At 73.5% G+C, this 15,544-nt stretch carries 13 protein-coding genes; 3 read left to right on the top strand and 10 right to left on the bottom strand.

All coding sequences use genetic code 11. The features are described 5' to 3' along the window. Nucleotides 1-186: 186 nt before the first annotated feature. On the top strand, nt 187-1,251 hold the full coding sequence (locus tag ACN27G_RS18670) for an ArsR/SmtB family transcription factor (protein ID WP_421494077.1): 1,065 nt from the start codon (nt 187-189) through the stop codon (nt 1,249-1,251). Between the two features lie 45 nt (nt 1,252-1,296). Here ACN27G_RS18670 and ACN27G_RS18665 read toward each other — a convergent pair whose 3' ends face one another. The 4 genes from ACN27G_RS18665 to ACN27G_RS18650 all read right to left on the bottom strand — a co-directional run bounded on the left by ACN27G_RS18665 (nt 1,297) and on the right by ACN27G_RS18650 (nt 5,687). Then, the gene (locus ACN27G_RS18665; protein WP_421494076.1) at nt 1,297-1,830 is read right to left on the bottom strand and encodes a hypothetical protein; all 534 of its coding nucleotides are present in this window, start codon (nt 1,828-1,830) and stop codon (nt 1,297-1,299) included. A gap of 111 nt (nt 1,831-1,941) precedes the next feature. After that, nucleotides 1,942-2,424: a hypothetical protein gene (locus ACN27G_RS18660; protein WP_421494075.1), complete on the bottom strand. Its 483-nt coding sequence runs from the start codon at nt 2,422-2,424 to the stop codon at nt 1,942-1,944. 20 nt (nt 2,425-2,444) lie between these two features. After that, nucleotides 2,445-4,175 carry a RyR domain-containing protein gene (locus ACN27G_RS18655; protein ID WP_421494074.1) on the bottom strand — a complete coding sequence of 577 codons (1,731 nt, stop codon included), beginning with the start codon at nt 4,173-4,175 and terminating at the stop codon, nt 2,445-2,447. A gap of 87 nt (nt 4,176-4,262) precedes the next feature. Continuing rightward, nucleotides 4,263-5,687: an aminopeptidase P family protein gene (locus ACN27G_RS18650; protein ID WP_421497374.1), complete on the bottom strand. Its 1,425-nt coding sequence runs from the start codon at nt 5,685-5,687 to the stop codon at nt 4,263-4,265. A 248-nt stretch (nt 5,688-5,935) separates the two neighbouring features. Here ACN27G_RS18650 and asnB point away from each other — a divergent pair, with 248 nt between their 5' ends. Further along, nucleotides 5,936-7,894, top strand: coding sequence for an asparagine synthase (glutamine-hydrolyzing) (gene asnB, locus ACN27G_RS18645; RefSeq protein ID WP_421494073.1), 1,959 nt, complete (start codon nt 5,936-5,938; stop codon nt 7,892-7,894). A gap of 115 nt (nt 7,895-8,009) precedes the next feature. On the opposite strand, the gene ACN27G_RS18640 is transcribed toward asnB, so the two are convergent. Beyond that, nucleotides 8,010-9,116 (bottom strand): lytic polysaccharide monooxygenase auxiliary activity family 9 protein, encoded by a 1,107-nt coding sequence (locus tag ACN27G_RS18640; protein WP_421494072.1) that lies wholly within the window; start codon nt 9,114-9,116, stop codon nt 8,010-8,012. Nucleotides 9,117-9,544: 428 nt separating this feature from the next. Here ACN27G_RS18640 and ACN27G_RS18635 point away from each other — a divergent pair, with 428 nt between their 5' ends. Beyond that, a complete protein-coding gene (locus tag ACN27G_RS18635; RefSeq protein ID WP_421497373.1) occupies nt 9,545-10,483 on the top strand; it encodes a PfkB family carbohydrate kinase in 939 nt (312 codons plus the stop codon). Nucleotides 10,484-10,521: 38 nt separating this feature from the next. Here the strand turns inward: ACN27G_RS18635 and ACN27G_RS18630 are convergent, their stop codons facing one another. The 5 genes from ACN27G_RS18630 to ACN27G_RS18610 all read right to left on the bottom strand — a co-directional run bounded on the left by ACN27G_RS18630 (nt 10,522) and on the right by ACN27G_RS18610 (nt 15,439). Continuing rightward, nucleotides 10,522-11,358, bottom strand: coding sequence for an MBL fold metallo-hydrolase (locus ACN27G_RS18630; protein WP_421494071.1), 837 nt, complete (start codon nt 11,356-11,358; stop codon nt 10,522-10,524). Beyond that, nucleotides 11,355-11,831 carry a thioesterase family protein gene (locus tag ACN27G_RS18625; RefSeq protein ID WP_421494070.1) on the bottom strand — a complete coding sequence of 159 codons (477 nt, stop codon included), beginning with the start codon at nt 11,829-11,831 and terminating at the stop codon, nt 11,355-11,357. The genes ACN27G_RS18630 and ACN27G_RS18625 overlap by 4 nt, the downstream gene beginning before the upstream one ends. Nucleotides 11,832-11,904: 73 nt before the next feature. After that, entirely contained in the window at nt 11,905-14,238 is a 2,334-nt protein-coding gene (locus ACN27G_RS18620) for an FtsX-like permease family protein (protein WP_421494069.1), read from the bottom strand. Next, nucleotides 14,235-14,891 (bottom strand): ABC transporter ATP-binding protein, encoded by a 657-nt coding sequence (locus tag ACN27G_RS18615; RefSeq protein WP_421494068.1) that lies wholly within the window; start codon nt 14,889-14,891, stop codon nt 14,235-14,237. The genes ACN27G_RS18620 and ACN27G_RS18615 overlap by 4 nt, the downstream gene beginning before the upstream one ends. Continuing rightward, nucleotides 14,888-15,439 carry a PadR family transcriptional regulator gene (locus tag ACN27G_RS18610; protein WP_421494067.1) on the bottom strand — a complete coding sequence of 184 codons (552 nt, stop codon included), beginning with the start codon at nt 15,437-15,439 and terminating at the stop codon, nt 14,888-14,890. The genes ACN27G_RS18615 and ACN27G_RS18610 overlap by 4 nt, the downstream gene beginning before the upstream one ends. Between the last annotated feature and the right edge of the window lie 105 nt (nt 15,440-15,544).

Genomic DNA, 15,544 nt, shown 5'->3' with positions numbered 1-15,544 from the left:
GCCCGGCCGGGCCGGGCCGTCACCGGCCGGCTCCCGCCTCCCAGTTACGAGCCGACCAGGCCGTTCCGGCAATGCTTTTGACTGGGTCCAAACCGACCGGAGAGCCGACAACGACGCGGCGGGGCCACCGCGTTTCGTGACCAGACACAGCCGGAAACGGCGCGGGGACGAGGCGTGGAGGTGGTGATGATCCGGATCTGGTTGGGCCCCGAGGACATCGCCCGGACCCGGATCGCGCCCGCGCCGCTGCCGCTCTACGAGGTCTTCGTCAGCCTCGCCCGCCCGCCCACGGAGCTGCCACCCGTGGCGCCGGCAAGCGGACCGCCCCCGGCACCGGCGGACGGACCGCCCAGGTCGGTGGTGGACGGAGCGCCCAGGTCGGTGGTGGACGGAGCGCCGTCGTCCCTTGCGGACACGGTGAGCGGGGCGGAACTGGCCCGCTGGCTGCGTGAGCTGGGTGGCGTCGCCGGCACCGGACCGGGCGGGCGTCGGGAGCCGGCCACGGCACCGGCCGGCACGGCGGGCTCGGCCGACCTGCTCGCGCCGCTGTCGGCGGCCCGTACTCTGGAGGGCGCGCTGGCCTGGCTGGTCACCACCTCCGTGCGCCGTGCCCGGAGCCTGGCGGCGGCCGTACGCAGCTACCACGACCGTCGGGTCGCCACCGAACTGACCGCCTGGGAGTCGGTGGTCCGGCTCGACGTCAACGAGCGCAGCCGGGCGCTGGCCACCGGTGGCGTGGAGGCCCTGCTGGCGATGTTCGACCCGTGGGCGACCTGGCGCAACCCGGTGCTCTCGGTCGTCTCCACCGCCGACCTCGACCTGCGGCCGAACGGCGCCGGCCTGCTGCTGGTGCCGTCGGTCTTCGCCCGCCAGCTCTGGGTCGGCGGCCAGAGCGAGTCGGTGGTGCTGGCCTATCCGGTACGCCGCCCCCGGGGCCTCGGCGGTCGTGCTCCGGGGCACCGGCCCATCCCGGCGTACGCGCTGGGTGCCGGCGCGACCACCGACGACCCGCTGACCGCGCTGCTCGGCCGCTCCCGGGCGGCGGTGCTCCGGGCCGCGCTGGTCGGCGCCAACACCACCGACCTGGCGCGGCGGGCCGGGATCAGCACACCGTCGGCGTCACAGCACGCCAGCGTGCTCCGCGACGCCGGACTGCTGCGGACCACCCGGCACGGCAAGGCGGCGCACCACACCCTCACCCCGCTGGCCCGCGCCCTGCTCACCGGCAACGACGCCGTCAGCCGGCGGTGACCGCGACGGCGGGGTCGCCGTCGGCGGTGCGCGGCCGGGGCGCCCTCAGCGCAGGTCCCGGTAGTAGTGGTTGACCACCGCCGCCCGCCACTTCTCGAGAACCTGGTCGAATCCGTTCCGCCCGGCGGCGCCGCGCGGGCTGCCGTCCGGCATCGGCTGGAGGAAGACGTCGGTGACGCCGGTGTCGAAGATGCCACCGGAGACACCCTGCTCGCGAAAGATGATCAACGGGAGGCCGAGCCCGAACAGCAGCCCCGCCTCCAGCTGGTTCCACGGCGTCGGGATGCCGAGCGGCTCGGTGATCTTCTGCTCCTTCGGCGTGCCGGGCTTGTTGATCCCGGCGGTCACCCGGATCTGCTCGAAGCCCAGGATCACCCCGCCCGAACAGTGCCGGCCGATCGCGTGGACCTCCTTCAGCGGGAAGTCGTTCGGATAGTCGGTCGCACCGAGCGTCCGTGGCTCCAGCCCGCTGCGACGCAGGGCCTTCTCCACGAAACTCCGGGAGGCCAACTGGTCGTCGGAGAGGGCGGTCGGGGTGGAGACGAAGACCGGAATCCGCATCCGCTGGGGTTCGGGCACGGAGCCGAGTCTAGGAGTGGACGTCGATGGCGGGCATCGGGAGTCGGGCCTGCCCGGACCGGCCGGGCGTTCTCGTCCGGGCCGTGCTGTCGGGCCTGCGCCGCCGTCCGGTCAGTGCCGCCGCGCCCCGGTCGGCCAGAGCACGGTGACCGGCAGGTGATGATCCTGGGCGGCTCGGACCACGTCCGCGGTGTCTCCTATGTCCGCCGACGGGCATCCGTCCCAGACGGCGAAGAGGCGATCGCAGCGGCGCAGCATCTCCAGGCTCGCGGCCAGGTACGCGTCCCGTCCCGATCGCGGAAACGGCATGTACGACACCGCGCTCGCCCTGCCCAGAAGGTCGTCGAACGCCGTCAGGTTGTGCGCGCGTACCGCCCGCAGCCGGTAGTCCCGGGCCGGGATCACCGCCTCGTAGCTGCCGCCGCAGGCGAGCACCGCCCGCGCGAAGATCTGGTCCGCACCGTCGGCGAGACAGGTGACACCGTGCAGCTCCGGACCGACGTACGGGCGCAGCTCCTCGACGAGTCGGCGGTAGACCAACTCCGCGGTTCCGTCGGCGAGCACCACATGCCCAGTGACGCCGATTCGGGTCATCGAGCACCGTCCGTTCGTGGTTACGCGTGCCCGACGCGGACGATCCTGAAGCCCGCGTCGGCCAGGATGACCGGCAGTTCCCGGACCGCCTCGTGGTTGCGTTCCCGTAGATCCTCGCGTAGATCCTCCCAGCGGCTCAACGCCGGGTGCAGGCGGCGATCGTCGTCCCGGTCCGGTGCGTACCGCCAGCCGTTCGCCACCCGCTCGGCCAGCCATCGCTGATGCTCCAGGTTGGCGAGCCGGTCGACCTCCGGCTCCGCCAGGGCGTGCTCGTCACCGGGCCCGACCCGGGGCGACAGGGCACAGCCGAGTTCCCGCAGCTTCCGGCCGATGTCCTTGGCCTGGGCCCGGTTGGCCCGACGCAGCGACTCCGGCAGTTCCTCCCAGGGCACCAGCGCGGGATTGCCGCCGGGCCGCTCGCCGTGCCGGCGCCGGGCCACCAGGTAACTCTCGTGGATCACCCTGGCCAGCCGCTCCACCAGGTCGTCCCCGATCAGCGCCGGGTCGCAGGCCGCGTGCACCACGCCGTAGAGGCGGAGCGCGCCGGAGAGGTCGTCGAGCAGGTTGATGCCGTGCTCGCTGCCGAACGCCTCCCGCAGGTTGGCCAGCCGGTCCAGCCGGACCACCATCGACCCGGGGCCGCCGTGCCAGAGCTGCTCGGCGGTGAGCGCGGTCTTCAGCGCCTGCTCCTCGTCGTCGTAGCAGATGAAGACCCGGTCCGGCGGCAGCGGGAAGTCGCGGGGGAGCCTGGCCAGCAGATCACCGAGGCCGCCGTCGAGCGGGATGATCCGGCAGACCCGGGACAGGAACGGGTACCTGTTGGTGAGCTGCGCCGCCGCGTCGGTCGCCGCCTCGTCGACCAGGATCAGCGGGACCAGCCGGGCGCCGTGCGGATCGCGTACCCGCCACCGCCGGGCGAGCTCGACCAGGACCGCCCGGCCGAACGCGGTCGCGCCGAGCACCACCACCCGGGGCGGACGCCCGTCGACGGCGGTCAGCGGATCCTCGGCGAAGAGCTTCCGGGCCGCCAGGTCGTCGATGTTGAAAAAGTCCAGCCGGGCGCCGGGCTGCCGGGCCAACCCGAGATGCCGGGCCTGCAACGCCAGGCAGAGCTCGGGGTCGGCGACCTGGGCGTAGACGGCCAGCGGCGAGCGGCCGTGCCGGGCCGCGGCCAGCCCGATCGCCGCGTTGGTGGCGCTGTCGTCGGTGCAGGCGTAGACCGCCCGAGCCCGCCCGATGCCGGCGCCACGCAGCACGCTCGGATCCCGCGCGGCCCGGGCCACGCCGCCGGAGCCGGCCGGCGTGGCGCTCTCGGAGCGGACCGTCACCACCCGGCGGCCGGCCGCCTGGAGCCGCCGGGCCAGGGTGTCCGCCACCAGCCCGTCGCCGCAGACGATGACGTGGCCCCGGGCATTGCGGTCGCGCAGCCGGCGCAGCTCGGTGGCGAAGAGCAGCCGGCAGGCCTCCACCACGGCGTACGCGGTGACGGCCGGCGCCGCGAACCGGGCGACGTCCAGCAGGGGCGGGAACGGCCCGCCCTCGTCCAGCGGCGGGGAGCCGAGCACGAAGAGCTGCAGATCGTAGTAGAACAGGTCGAACGGGGTGTCGCCGTAGCCGCCGATCCGGCCGATGTGCTGGGCGAGCCCGATATAGCCGCAGACGAAGGCGACCACCCCGGCGAGCGCGAACACCAGCCTGAGCAGACTCTTGGTCGGTGCGCGGGGCGGCTCGCCGAGGTTGTTTCCGGGCACCACACCTCTCCTGCTCTCCGGGTGTGACGACGCAGCGCCATCGTACCGTCGCAGTCTGCCGACAGCGAACGTGAGCGATGGACGGGTCTACCCGGGGAGCCGGAAGCCGGCGGCGCGCTGGGCCGCCAGCCACTCCTCCACCTCGTCGGCCCGGCGCGGGAGCCCGGCCGAGAGGTTGACCGCGCCGTCCGCCGTCACCAGGACGTCGTCCTCGATCCGGACGCCGATCCCGCGCAGCTCCGCCGGCACTAGGTCGTCCTCCGGCTGGAAGTAGAGCCCCGGCTCGACGGTGAGCACGTACCCCTCGCCGAGGGTGCCGTCCCGGTAGTTCTCCTTGCGCGCGTTGGCGCAGTCGTGCACGTCGATCCCGAGCATGTGCCCGAAGCCGTGCAGCGTCCACCGCCGGTAGACCATCGACTGCTCGTCCATCGCCTCGTCCACGCCGACCGGCAGCAGCCCCAGGTCGGCGAGCCCTTCGGCGAGCACCCGCATGCAGGTGCGGTGCACGTCCTTGAAGCTCACCCCGGGCCGGATGACGTCGATGCCGGCCTGCTGCGCGGCGTACACGATGTCGTAGACCTGGCGTTGCAGCGGGGTGAAGGTGCCGGAGACCGGCAGCACCCGGGTCACGTCGGCGGTGTAGAGGTGGCGGCCCTCCACGCCCATGTCCATCAGCAGCAGCTCACCCGGACGGGTGACACCGGTGTTGCGGATCCAGTGCAGGATCGTGGCGTGCTCGCCGGCCCCGACGATCGAGTTGTAGCCGACGTCGTAGCCGTCGTGCCGGGCGCGCAGCCCGAAGACCCCGTCCAGCAGCCGTTCGCGCACCGGCCGGTCGGCCGGCAGCACCCGGGCGACGTCCTCGAAACCGCGTACGGTGGCGTCGATCGCGTCCTGGAGCTGGGCGATCTCCCACTCGTCCTTGACCAGCTTCTGCTCGGCCAGCAGCGCGGCCAGCTCACGGTCCCGGCCGAGCGGGGCCGGCCGGTCGCCGGAGCCCTCCGCCGCGGCACGCTTCGGCGGCTCGTACGGCCGCACCGCGCCGTCGACCGACGGGTCCAGCCCGCGCAGCACCCGGGTCCGCCCCGGCGCACAGTCGGCGAGCGCGGCCGGCAGGTCGGCCAGCGGTGCGGTCTCGACGCCCAGCTCGGTCGACTTCTCCGCCAGGGTGTGCCGGCGGCCGACCCAGAGCTCGCCGTCGCGGCTGCGGAAGAACTCGTCGTTGTCCCGGGGCGAGCGGGGCCGCACGTAGAGCACGGCGTCGTGGCCGGAGCCGTTCGGGCGCATCACCAGCACGCCGTCCGGGTCGTGGTCACCGGTCAGGTAGACGAAGTCGCTGCCGGGGCGGAAGCGGTAGGCGGTGTCGTTGGCGCGTACCTTCTCCGGGCCGGTCGGGATCACCAGGGTCTCGCCGGAAAGGGCGGCCGAGAGCGCGGCCCGGCGCTTGGCGTGGTTCGGCACCTCCGGCCGGGGGCCGACCGGCAGCGTGCTGTCCCGCCAGCCCTGCCGCATGAACTCGAGGAACTTCTCCGGAAAGTCGGGGTCGTGCGACTCGGTCCGGGCCGGCTCGGTCCGGGCCGGCTCCGTCACCGCCGGTTCCGCCGTGATGTCGGTGCGCTCGTCTGACATCGCCGCTCCTCCCTCGTCCGGCTGACCCGGTCCGTGCTGCTGCGGTGCTCCGACCGTACCGTGCGGGGGGCGGATCGGTCTCGGTGGCGGTGCCGGCACAGCGGCCCGGTCCGCGTGGAAAGATGACCGCCATGTGCGGACTCCTGGCCTTCTTCAGCGCGCACGGCAACGCCGGCGCACATCAGGACGCCCTGGCCGGTGCGTTGGAATGCCTGCACCACCGGGGACCGGACGAGACCGGCGTAGAGGTGATTTCCACCCCGGAGGGGTACACCGACGCCGTCTTCGCGCACAAGCGGCTGTCGATCATCGACGTGGCGCTCAGCCACGAGCCGCTGCCGTACGCGAACGGCCGCTACCTGCTGACCTTCAACGGTGAGATCTACAACTACCTCGAGCTGCGTGAGGAGCTGGCCCGGGACTACGGCGCCCAGTTCGCCACCCAGGGCGACGGCGAGGTGATCGTCGCCGGCTTCCACTACTGGGGCGAGCAGGTGCTCACCCGGCTGCGCGGGATGTTCGCGTTCGTGATCTGGGACCGGCAGCAGCGCCGCGCCTTCGGCGCCCGGGACTACTTCGGGATCAAGCCGCTGCACTACCTCCAGACCCGCGACGGCGTCTACCTGGCCTCGGAGAAGAAGGCGCTGCTGCCGTTCGCGCCGGCCGCGCACGCCGGCGACGCCGGGGTGGACACCGCCAACCTCTCGCACTACCTGACGTTGCAGTACGTCCCGGAGCCCGGCACCCTGCACCAGGGGATCAGCCGGATCGGCTCGGGGGAGTACCTGACCTGGACCCCCGGCCGGCAGATCGAGGTACGTCGCTGGTACCGGCCGGTCTTCCGCCCGGCGCCCGTGCCGGAGCCGCAGAAGCTCTACGACCGGATCCGGGAGACGCTGCGGGAGAGCGTCCGGATGCACATGCGGGCCGACGTGCCGGTGGGCTGCTTCCTCTCCAGCGGCATCGACTCGACCGCGGTGGTGGCGCTGGCCCGCGAGTTCAACCCGAACATCCTCACCTTCACCGTCGGCTACGACGTCGACGGCTACTCCGAGATCGAGGTCGCCCAGGACTCGGCCCGGCATCTCGGGGTCACCACCATCCCGACCAAGATCGGGCCTAGGGACATGATGGAGGCGCTGCCCAAGATCGTCTGGCATCTCGACGACCCGGTCGCCGATCCGGCCCTGGTGCCGCTCTACTTCGTCGCCAAGAAGGCCGCCGAGCATGTCACGGTGGTGCTCTCCGGCGAGGGCGCGGACGAGTTCTTCGGCGGGTACACGATCTATCGGGAGCCGCTCTCGCTCGGCACCGTCAACGGCCTGCCCGGCGGGATGCAGAAGGGGCTGCGCGCGGTCTCCAGGGCGATCCCGCAGGGGGTCAAGGGCAAGAGCTTCCTGGAGCGCGGCACCACCCCCATCGAGCAGCGCTACTACGGCAACGCCCGGATGTTCACCGAGGAGGAGAAGGAGCAGCTGCTCCGCCGCTACGACCCGGGGGTGCGCTACACCGACGTGACCGCGCCGATCTACGCCGAGTGCACCGAGCTGGACGACGTCACCAAGATGCAGTACGTCGACCTCTACACCTGGCTGCGCGGCGACATCCTGGTCAAGGCGGACCGGATCTCGATGGCGCACTCCCTGGAGGTGCGGGTGCCCTTCCTCGACCGCGAGGTCTTCGAGGTCGCCGCCGGCATCCCGGTGGAGCTGAAGCTGCCGCCCCGCTCGGACGCGACGAAGTACGCGATGCGGCAGGCGTTGCAGGGCGTCGTCCCGCCGGCCATCGTCAACCGGCGCAAGCTCGGCTTCCCCACCCCGACCCGGGTCTGGCTGGCCGGCGAGATGTACGAGTGGGCCCGGCACATCTTCTCGATCTCCGGCGCCGGTGACCTGCTCGACCTCTCGTACGCGATGCGACTGCTCGAGGAGCACCGGCGGGGCGAGGCCGACCACTCCCGCAAGATCTGGACCGTGTTGATCTTCTGCGTCTGGCATGCCATCTTCGTGGCCCGCACCCTCGACCCCGGCATCGCACGCAACCAGTCCGCCCTGCTCACCAAGCCGGTCGTCGGCTCGATGGTGCGCTAGCGGCGGCGCGTGTCGCGGCGCGGCGGGTGGGCCGTCGCGTCGCGGGCAGCCGCGGCGGACGCGAACGGGCCCGGCGCCGCCGACGCCGGGCCCGCTGCGGTGTGCGGTGGTGGTGTTACGGGCTGGTGCAGGTCAGCGTCGGTGTGCCACTGGTGTTGCCGCTGCCGACGAAACCGAAGCTGGCGGAGGCACCCGGGGCGAGGCTGCCGTTGTGCCCGGCGTTCCGGACGGTGACCGTGCTGCCGCTCTGGGTGTGCGTGCCGTTCCACAGGCTGCCGATGGTCTCACCGTTCGCCCAGGTCCACCGGGCGGTCCAGCCGCTCAGGGCGGCGGTGCCGCTGTTGCGTACCGTCACCTCGGCCTGGAAGCCGCCGCTCCAGCTACCGGTCGACCGGTACGTGGCGGTGCAGGCGCCGGTGCCCGGGTTGCCGGTCGGCGGGTTGGTCGGGTTGCCGGTCGGCGGGTTGGTCGGCGGCGGGTTGGTCGGCGGCGGGTTGGTCGGCGGCGGGTTGCTGCCGGGGCCGAGCCCGGTCACCTCGCCGTTGCCGCCGTCGAAGACCACGTCCGAGCAGCCGAAGAAGTTTTCCTGACTGTCCGAGCGGACCCAGCGGGAGTAGATGATGTGCCGGCCGCTCTTACCGCTCGGCAGCCGCCCGCTGAAGTAGTAGTGACCCTCGTTGGTGCCGACCGCGCCGTTCTGCGGCGGGTTGGTCACGGTCAGGAACGGCGTCGACTCCAGGTCGCCCCAGGCCAGCGCCCTGGTCGGGCTGAAGCCGTCCCGGGTCACGTAGAAGTAGAACGTGCCCGGGTGGTGGGCCCAGTTGCTGTATTTGAAGTTGAAGTTGGCACCGGCGGTGAGGTGGGTCAGCGGCCAGTCGTTGCGGGCCAGGTTGAAGCCGCTGAAGCTGCTGTTGCCGCCGCTGCAGAGCTGACCGTCCGAGATGAACCCCGTGGTCCGCCCGCCCGCGTCCGAGCGGAGCACGCTGAACCAGTTGTAGAGCGAGTTGGCCCCGCTCTGCGCGACCGCCGCCGAACAGGCCGGGTTCTGCGGAATGATCTGGCCGGTCTGGCTGAGTCCGTCTCTCCAGCAGAGGTAGGTGCGGCTGCCCGGCGCCATGGCGGCACCGTGCGCGGCGGCGGGAGAGGGATTGACCACCGTGATGACACCGGCGGTGAGCGCGGCCACGGCGCCGAGCACCGCGATCCTGCGTAGACGTTTCACCGAGTTCTCCTTCTGGGGGCGGTGCCGCAGCCGAGTCACGCTGCGGATGACCTGCGGGGGACCCGCGACACGGCGGACGCCCGCTTCCGACACTGGTTGCGGTATCGCCGGTCCGCCCCCGCCAGAGGTGGTGGGCTGTGATCTGCCGGATGGCATACGGGCGACACGGCGCACAGTCCGATCACGGATGTGTGCCCTTCGCGTGGCCCCTGCCGGCACCCGGCACAGCGCGTCAGCCCCCGCACTGGCTCGGTACCGGCAATCGCATCACGGAACCCGGCCCGATGCAATAGGAAACCCTCGATGAAATGCTTCCGGGCGGGACGGCCGTTCGAGACGCCCACCTGCCGGTCAGCTGCCCGCCGGACACGACGGAAATCCGGTGTGCCAGGGTCAGGAGAAGGCCGGTGCTGCTCCAGGAGGCTCTGATGGGATACGCGGTGGTGCTGGGGGAGGCCCTGGTCGACCTGCTGGACGGCGAGCACGACGGGCAGCCCGTCTACCGGCAGGCGATCGGCGGCGCGCCGCTGAACGTCGCCGTCGGAGTGGCCCGGCTGGGCGGGGAGGTGGAGTTCGTCGGCTCGCTCGGTGACGACGTACTCGCCGGGCGGATCGCCGGCTTCCTGACCGCCGCCGGAGTCGGCCGGCGGGGCGTCGTGGTCCGTCCCGTGCCGACCGCGCTGGCGGTGGCCACCTTCGCCGGGGCGGAACCGGACTTCCGGTTCTACGGCGAACCGCTCTCCTACGGGCTGCTCGGGCCGGAGGATCTCGACGTACCGCTGGTCGAGGGCGCCTCGGTGCTCTATGCCGGGTCGATCGTGCTGCTCTGCCCGCCGGTGCTCGCCGCCGCCCGACGGGCCTGGTCGCTCACCACCGGCCTGCGGGTCTTCGACCCCAACGTCCGGCCCCGGCTGCTGCCGGACCGGGCCGCGGTGACCGGGCTCCGGGAGGTGGTGGCCGGCTTCGTCGCCTCCGCCGACCTGGTCAAGCTGAGCCTGGCCGACGCCGAGGTGCTCTACGCCGACAGCTCAGCCGAGGCCGCCGCGGGACGGCTGCACGACCTCGGCGCCGGCACCGTCGTGGTCACCCTCGGCGCGCGCGGCGCGCTGGTCTCGGCCGATGCCGGCGGTACCCGGGTCAGCCTGCCGGCGCCGGCGGTGCGGGCCGTCGACGCGACCGGAGCGGGCGACTCGGTGATGGCGGCGCTCGTCGCCGACCTGCTCACCGACGGCGTACCGCCGGAGCCGGCCGGCTGGTCCGACCGGGTCCGGTACGCCCTGCAGGTCGCCGGCCTGGTCTGCGAGTCACCCGGCGGCGCGGTCGCGATGCCCACCCGGGCCCAGGTCGCGCTCCGCTTCCCCGGCTGACCGCCCGCGCTCCGCTGCCCGGGTCGGACGGCGCAGGGTCAGGCGTCGCCGCGTAGCTCGGCATAGCCGCGCTGGACGGCGGCGAGCCCGGCCTCCGGGCCGAAGGGCGTACGCTGGGCGACCCGTTCGGCCGGTGCCCGGTCGGCGTCCCCGTTGCGGATCAGCCAGCTCATCGTGGCCAGGTCGTCGTGCTGCACGCGGACGAAGTCGGTGCCGACCACCGCGCCGTGCCCAGGCACGATCACGGTCGCCGGGGTGAGGCAGTCCAGCAGCGCGGCGACGGTCTCCACCCACTCCAGCGGGAAGGCGTCGTCGAAGGCGGGTGGGCCGCTCTCCTCGATCAGGTCCCCGGCGACCAGCACGTCCGCGTCCGGCACCTGCACCACCAGGTCGCCCTCGGTGTGCCCCCGGCCGAGGTGGCGCAGCAGCACCGTCCGGCCGCCGACGTCCACGGTGGCCTCCTTCCGCACCGGATGGGTGGGGGCGAGGATGGTGGTCCGGGCCAGCTCGGCGGCGAGCCCGGGATCGGCCGGCAGCACCTCGTCGTACGCCTGCCGGCGCAGCAGGGCGGGCTGTTCGCGGAGCAGCCGGGCGGCCTCGTCGTGGGCGTAGATCGGCACCGGACCGTCGGCGGCCAGTGCGGCGTTGCCGAAGCAGTGGTCGAAGTGGTGGTGCGTGTTGACCACGATCAGCGGGTCGGCGGTGAGTTCCCGGAGCGCGCCGAGCAGCTCGGCGGCCTGGCCCGCGGTGGAGAGGGTGTCCACCAGCAGCGCCGCGCCGTCGCCGACCACCAGGGTCACGTTGACGTCCAGCGTCCGCTGGCGCAGCACGTACACCCGGTCGGCGATCTCGGTGAAGGCGACGGTCGTGGTCATGGCGTGCGGAGCGCCCGCTCCACGAACCGGTGCCGGTCGACCAGGACCCGCTCCACCCGGCCCTCCGCCACCGTCGTCGTCCCCTCGGTGACGGCCACCTCGAAGAGCAGCCGCCGGCCGTCGACCTTGGCGAGCCGGGCCTGCGCCACGGCGGTCCGGCCGACCGGGGTCGGCACCCGGTGGTCGAGTTCCACCCGCATCCCGACGGTGGTCATCCCGGCCGGCAGCCGGCTCGCGGTGGCGGCGACGGTGGCAGCCTCGGCCAATGCCAGCACCCTCGGCGTGCCCAGCACCGGCACGTCGCCGGAGCCGACCGCCTGCGCGGTGTCGACGTCGGTGACGGTCAGCTCGACCCGGGCGCTCAGGCCCGGTGGAAACACACTCTGCGGCTCGGTCGCGGCCGTGCCGCCCTGCGGGTGCTCCGGCCCGGACACCGACTCCGGCGCCCGCTCCGCCGGATGCTGCTGATCCATGGGAAGAGCGTAGATGTTCCACCGGCCGGCGTTGTCGACACGCGGCGACACGCCGGACGGCTATCGGACACAGTCACGGTCGGCGGAGCTGTTCGGCGCTGATCCGCTGGGTCGCCCAGGCCGGTACCGCGATCAGCACCAGCCCGACCGCCAGCGCGCCGCCGGTCAGCCAGAGCGTGGGCGCGATCCGGTCGAACACCCCGGCCCGGTCGAGGCCGAGCAGCCCGGCCAGTACGGCGGCGATGGTGACCGTGGCCAGACTGGCCAGGCCGAGACCGATGACCAGCGGCAGCGTACCGAAGCCGACCTCGCCGGCGGTGATCGTGCGCGGGCTGGTGCCGACGACGGCCAGCGTGGCGTTGTCGCGGCGCCGCTCCATCGTCCGGTCGATCGCGGCGGCGGCGAACGCGCCGATGCCGAGGACGAAGCTCAGGGTGAGTCCGGTGACCAGGACGGTCACCAGGAGTTCGGGATCGAAGCCCTGCCGTGCCCCGAGGTCGCCGCTGAGATAGCTGGTCGGCGAGTCGACGGCCAGCTGCTGCGCGACGCGGTCGGTGGTCGCCAGGTCGGCGGTGACCAGGAAGGGCGGTGGGGTCTCCGGTGCCCGCAGGGCGGCGGCGACGGGCGCCTGCCGGGTGACCAGCAGACTTCCGCCCATGCCGATCCCGAACCGCATGGAGATGTGCAGGGTCTGGTCGGGGACCGGGATCCGGGCGCCGCCCTCGGCGACCACCTCGGTCCCCGGCCGCGGCAGCGGCGCCTGCCCACCGGCGAGCTCCTGCACCAGCCGGTAGGTTTCGCCGTCCCGGCAGGACTCGCCCGGATCGAGGGTGTACACGGCGGTGAGTTCCGCGCAGCCGCCGAGCAGCACGTAGTCCCGCTCGCCCGCCACGGTGGCCCGGATGCTGCTCAGCTCGGCGATCCGTACCCCCGGAATCCGCCGCAGCTCGGCGGCGGGTGCCGGGTCGGGGCCGAGCACCTGGTATATCCGGGCGCCGGTCGGGTCGCCGGCCGGGTTGAGTTCACGGTCGTTGACGACCAGGCCGATGGCGAGCGAACCGAGTCCGGCCACGTAGATCAGCACGGTGAAGGCGGCGACCAGCCGGGGCGCGACCGCGGGTGCGTGCCGCAGCCGGGCGGCGGCCAGTTCCAGCCAGACCGGGATGCGCGGCAGCCGGGCCAGCAGTGTGGCGGCGGCGTACCCGAGGGTGGGCAGGGCGAGCGGCAGGGCCAGCCCGGTGAGCAGCATGGCACCGGCGAAGAGCAGGGCGTGGGTCCGGCCGGGTGCGTCGCCGCCGTGCCAGCCGGCCAGCAGCGCGCCGCCGAGGCCGGCGAGGAGCGGGAGCACCCGCCAGGCGGCGGGCCGGCGTTGTGGAGCGCCCCGGCGTACCGCCAGGGGGTTGACCCGGGCCGGACGGGTGGCCAGCACGCCGATGGCGACCGCGTACCCGACGGTGACGGCGACCATTGCCACGATCACCGGGAGCGGCACGGCGAGGTCGCTGGCGTACCAGTGCAGCCGGCCGATCCGCCAGCCCTCGGAGATCGGCGCGAGCAGGGCGTAGCCGGCGAGGCCGAGCAGCGCACCGCCGAGGGTGACCACGCCGGTCTCCACGGCGTTGACCAGGGTCGCCTGCCGGGCCGAGACGCCGAGCAGGCGCAGCGCGGCGATCCGGCGGTCCCGGGTGGAGGCCGACAGCCGGGCGCAGGTGGCCAGGAAGACGCCGAACGGCACCAGCACGAAGAGCCCGAAGGCACCGGCCAGGATCCGGGCCGGGGTGAAGACGTCCGGGCCGGAGCCGGCCCCGCCGAGGGCGTACCGCAGCGGACCGCCGAAGGCGGTGACCGGCTGGTGCTCCTCGAACACCGCGTCGTCGGCCGGTACCGCTGCCGGTGCGGCGCCGACGTAGGCCATCAGCTCGTCCGGCGAGAGCAGACCGGCCGGACCGATCGTGCCGACCACCCGCTGCGGAAAGCGGCCGGCCGCCCGCGCGTCGGTGGCGAGCAGGTCACGCAGCGCCGGTGAGACCACGATCTCCCCGGGCCGGGGCAGTGCGACCACCCCGGGCGGGCGCGGGCTGGTCGCGGTGGCACCCACCACGGCGGTACGCCGGAGCACCCGCCCGCCGATCGCGTCCTCGATGGCGTGGATCCGGAGCGTGGCCGGGCTGGACCCGGAGGCGTCCCGGACCGGGGTGCGTGCCTCGGCCCGCTCGTGCTGGGCGCCGGCGACCGAGACCGTGGCGAGTGACGCGAGCACGAGCAGGATGCCGAGCGCCGCGCCGGACGACATCAGCGCGGTACGCAACAGCCCGCCCCGCCCGGAGCCGATCGACAGCCGCAGCCCCAGCCAGATCCACCGCCCGATCCCCGGCCGCCTCTGCTGCGGCTCCTCCCGCGCCGTCACGCGGCGACCCGCCCGTCGCGGAGGAAGACGGTGCGGTCGGCGTACGCCGCCACCCGGGCCTCGTGGGTGACCATCACGACCGCGCTCCCCTCCTGGCGGGCGAGCCCGGTCAGGGCGTCCAGCACCACCTCCCCGGCGGCGCTGTCCAGCGCTCCGGTGGGCTCGTCGGCGAAGATCACGGCGGGCCGGTGCGCCAGCGCCCGGGCGACCGCCGCGCGCTGCGCCTCGCCGCCGGAGACCTGCCCCGGGCGCCGGTCGGCCAGCTCGGCGACGCCGAGCTGGCCGAGGAGTTCCGTGCCCCGGCGCCGGGCCTGCGCCCGGGAGGCGCCGAGCAGGCGCAGCGGCAGTGCGACGTTCTCCCGCAGGGAGAGCTCGGGGACCAGGTCTCCGAACTGGAGGACGAAGCCGAAGGAGCGCAGGCGCAGGCGGCTGCGCCGGCTGTCGGAGAGGTTGTCGATGCGTGCCGCGTCGAGGCGTACCTCGCCCCGCTCGGGGCGGAGGATGCCGGCGAGCACGTGCAACAGGGTCGACTTGCCGGACCCGGAGGGTCCCATCACGGCGACGATCTCGCCGGGGGAGACCGTCACGTCGGCGCCGTCGAGCGCGACGGTCCGGCCGAAGTGGAGAGCCAGGTCGCTGCCCTGGAGGATCATCGGAGTTCCCTCTCGCCGTCGGCGCGGGTCACCAGCGAGGCGAGCCGGGCGAGCCGGGCGGCGGCGCCGTCGATCCACTTGAGGTCGGCGTCGAGGTGGTACATCTCGAAGTCCGCGTCGAGCTGCCCGAGCAGGTCGCCGGCCTGCCGCTGGGCGCGCAGCTCCCGCATCCGGGCCAGATGTGCCTGGCGCTGCCGGTCGAGCATCGGCTCGGCCGGGCGGCCGCTGGAGAGGGCGATCAGCACCTTGGCGAAGAGCACCCGCCGGCTGGCGGTCACCTCCGGCACCTCCGGCTCGTCGAGCCAGCGGCCGAGTTCGCCGACGCCCGCCTCGGTGATGGCGTAGACCCGACGGTCCGGGCCGACCCCGCTGGCCACGCCGGCCAGCTCGATCAGCCCGTCCCGGTCCAACCGGCCCAGGGTGGCGTAGACCTGCGCCGACTTCAGTGGACGGCTGGTGCCGAACCACTCGTCGTAGCGCCGGCGGAGCACGTAGCCGTGTTGGGAGCGCGGTTCGAGAAGACCGAGCAGGATCCGGGAGACCGACATGCCGGGAAATCTAGCAACCGAGTTGTTAATCTAGCAAGTGAGTTGCTAGTCGAGCGGGGCCGACACCCGTACCGGCGCGGTCCCCGCGTCCCTCCCGTCGCGCGC

It is taken from the genome of Plantactinospora sp. WMMB334, from assembly GCF_049179095.1.
Taxonomy (GTDB): domain Bacteria; phylum Actinomycetota; class Actinomycetes; order Mycobacteriales; family Micromonosporaceae; genus Plantactinospora.
The sequence above is the reverse complement of the archived record's forward strand: the minus strand, read 5'-3'. Positions and strand labels throughout refer to the sequence as shown.

Excerpts from the sequence above, each read along its gene's own strand:
- ACN27G_RS18615 (WP_421494068.1), bottom strand. The coding sequence starts at position 14,891 with ATGATCCTCCAGGGCAGCGACCTGGCTCTCCACTTCGGCCGGACCGTC.
- ACN27G_RS18650 (WP_421497374.1), bottom strand. The coding sequence starts at position 5,687 with ATGCGGCAGGGCTGGCGGGACAGCACGCTGCCGGTCGGCCCCCGGCCG.
- ACN27G_RS18635 (WP_421497373.1), top strand. The coding sequence starts at position 9,545 with ATGGGATACGCGGTGGTGCTGGGGGAGGCCCTGGTCGACCTGCTGGAC.
- ACN27G_RS18625 (WP_421494070.1), bottom strand. The coding sequence starts at position 11,831 with ATGGATCAGCAGCATCCGGCGGAGCGGGCGCCGGAGTCGGTGTCCGGG.
- ACN27G_RS18630 (WP_421494071.1), bottom strand. The coding sequence starts at position 11,358 with ATGACCACGACCGTCGCCTTCACCGAGATCGCCGACCGGGTGTACGTG.
- asnB (WP_421494073.1), top strand. The coding sequence starts at position 5,936 with ATGTGCGGACTCCTGGCCTTCTTCAGCGCGCACGGCAACGCCGGCGCA.
- ACN27G_RS18670 (WP_421494077.1), top strand. The coding sequence starts at position 187 with ATGATCCGGATCTGGTTGGGCCCCGAGGACATCGCCCGGACCCGGATC.
- ACN27G_RS18660 (WP_421494075.1), bottom strand. The coding sequence starts at position 2,424 with ATGACCCGAATCGGCGTCACTGGGCATGTGGTGCTCGCCGACGGAACC.
- ACN27G_RS18610 (WP_421494067.1), bottom strand. The coding sequence starts at position 15,439 with ATGTCGGTCTCCCGGATCCTGCTCGGTCTTCTCGAACCGCGCTCCCAA.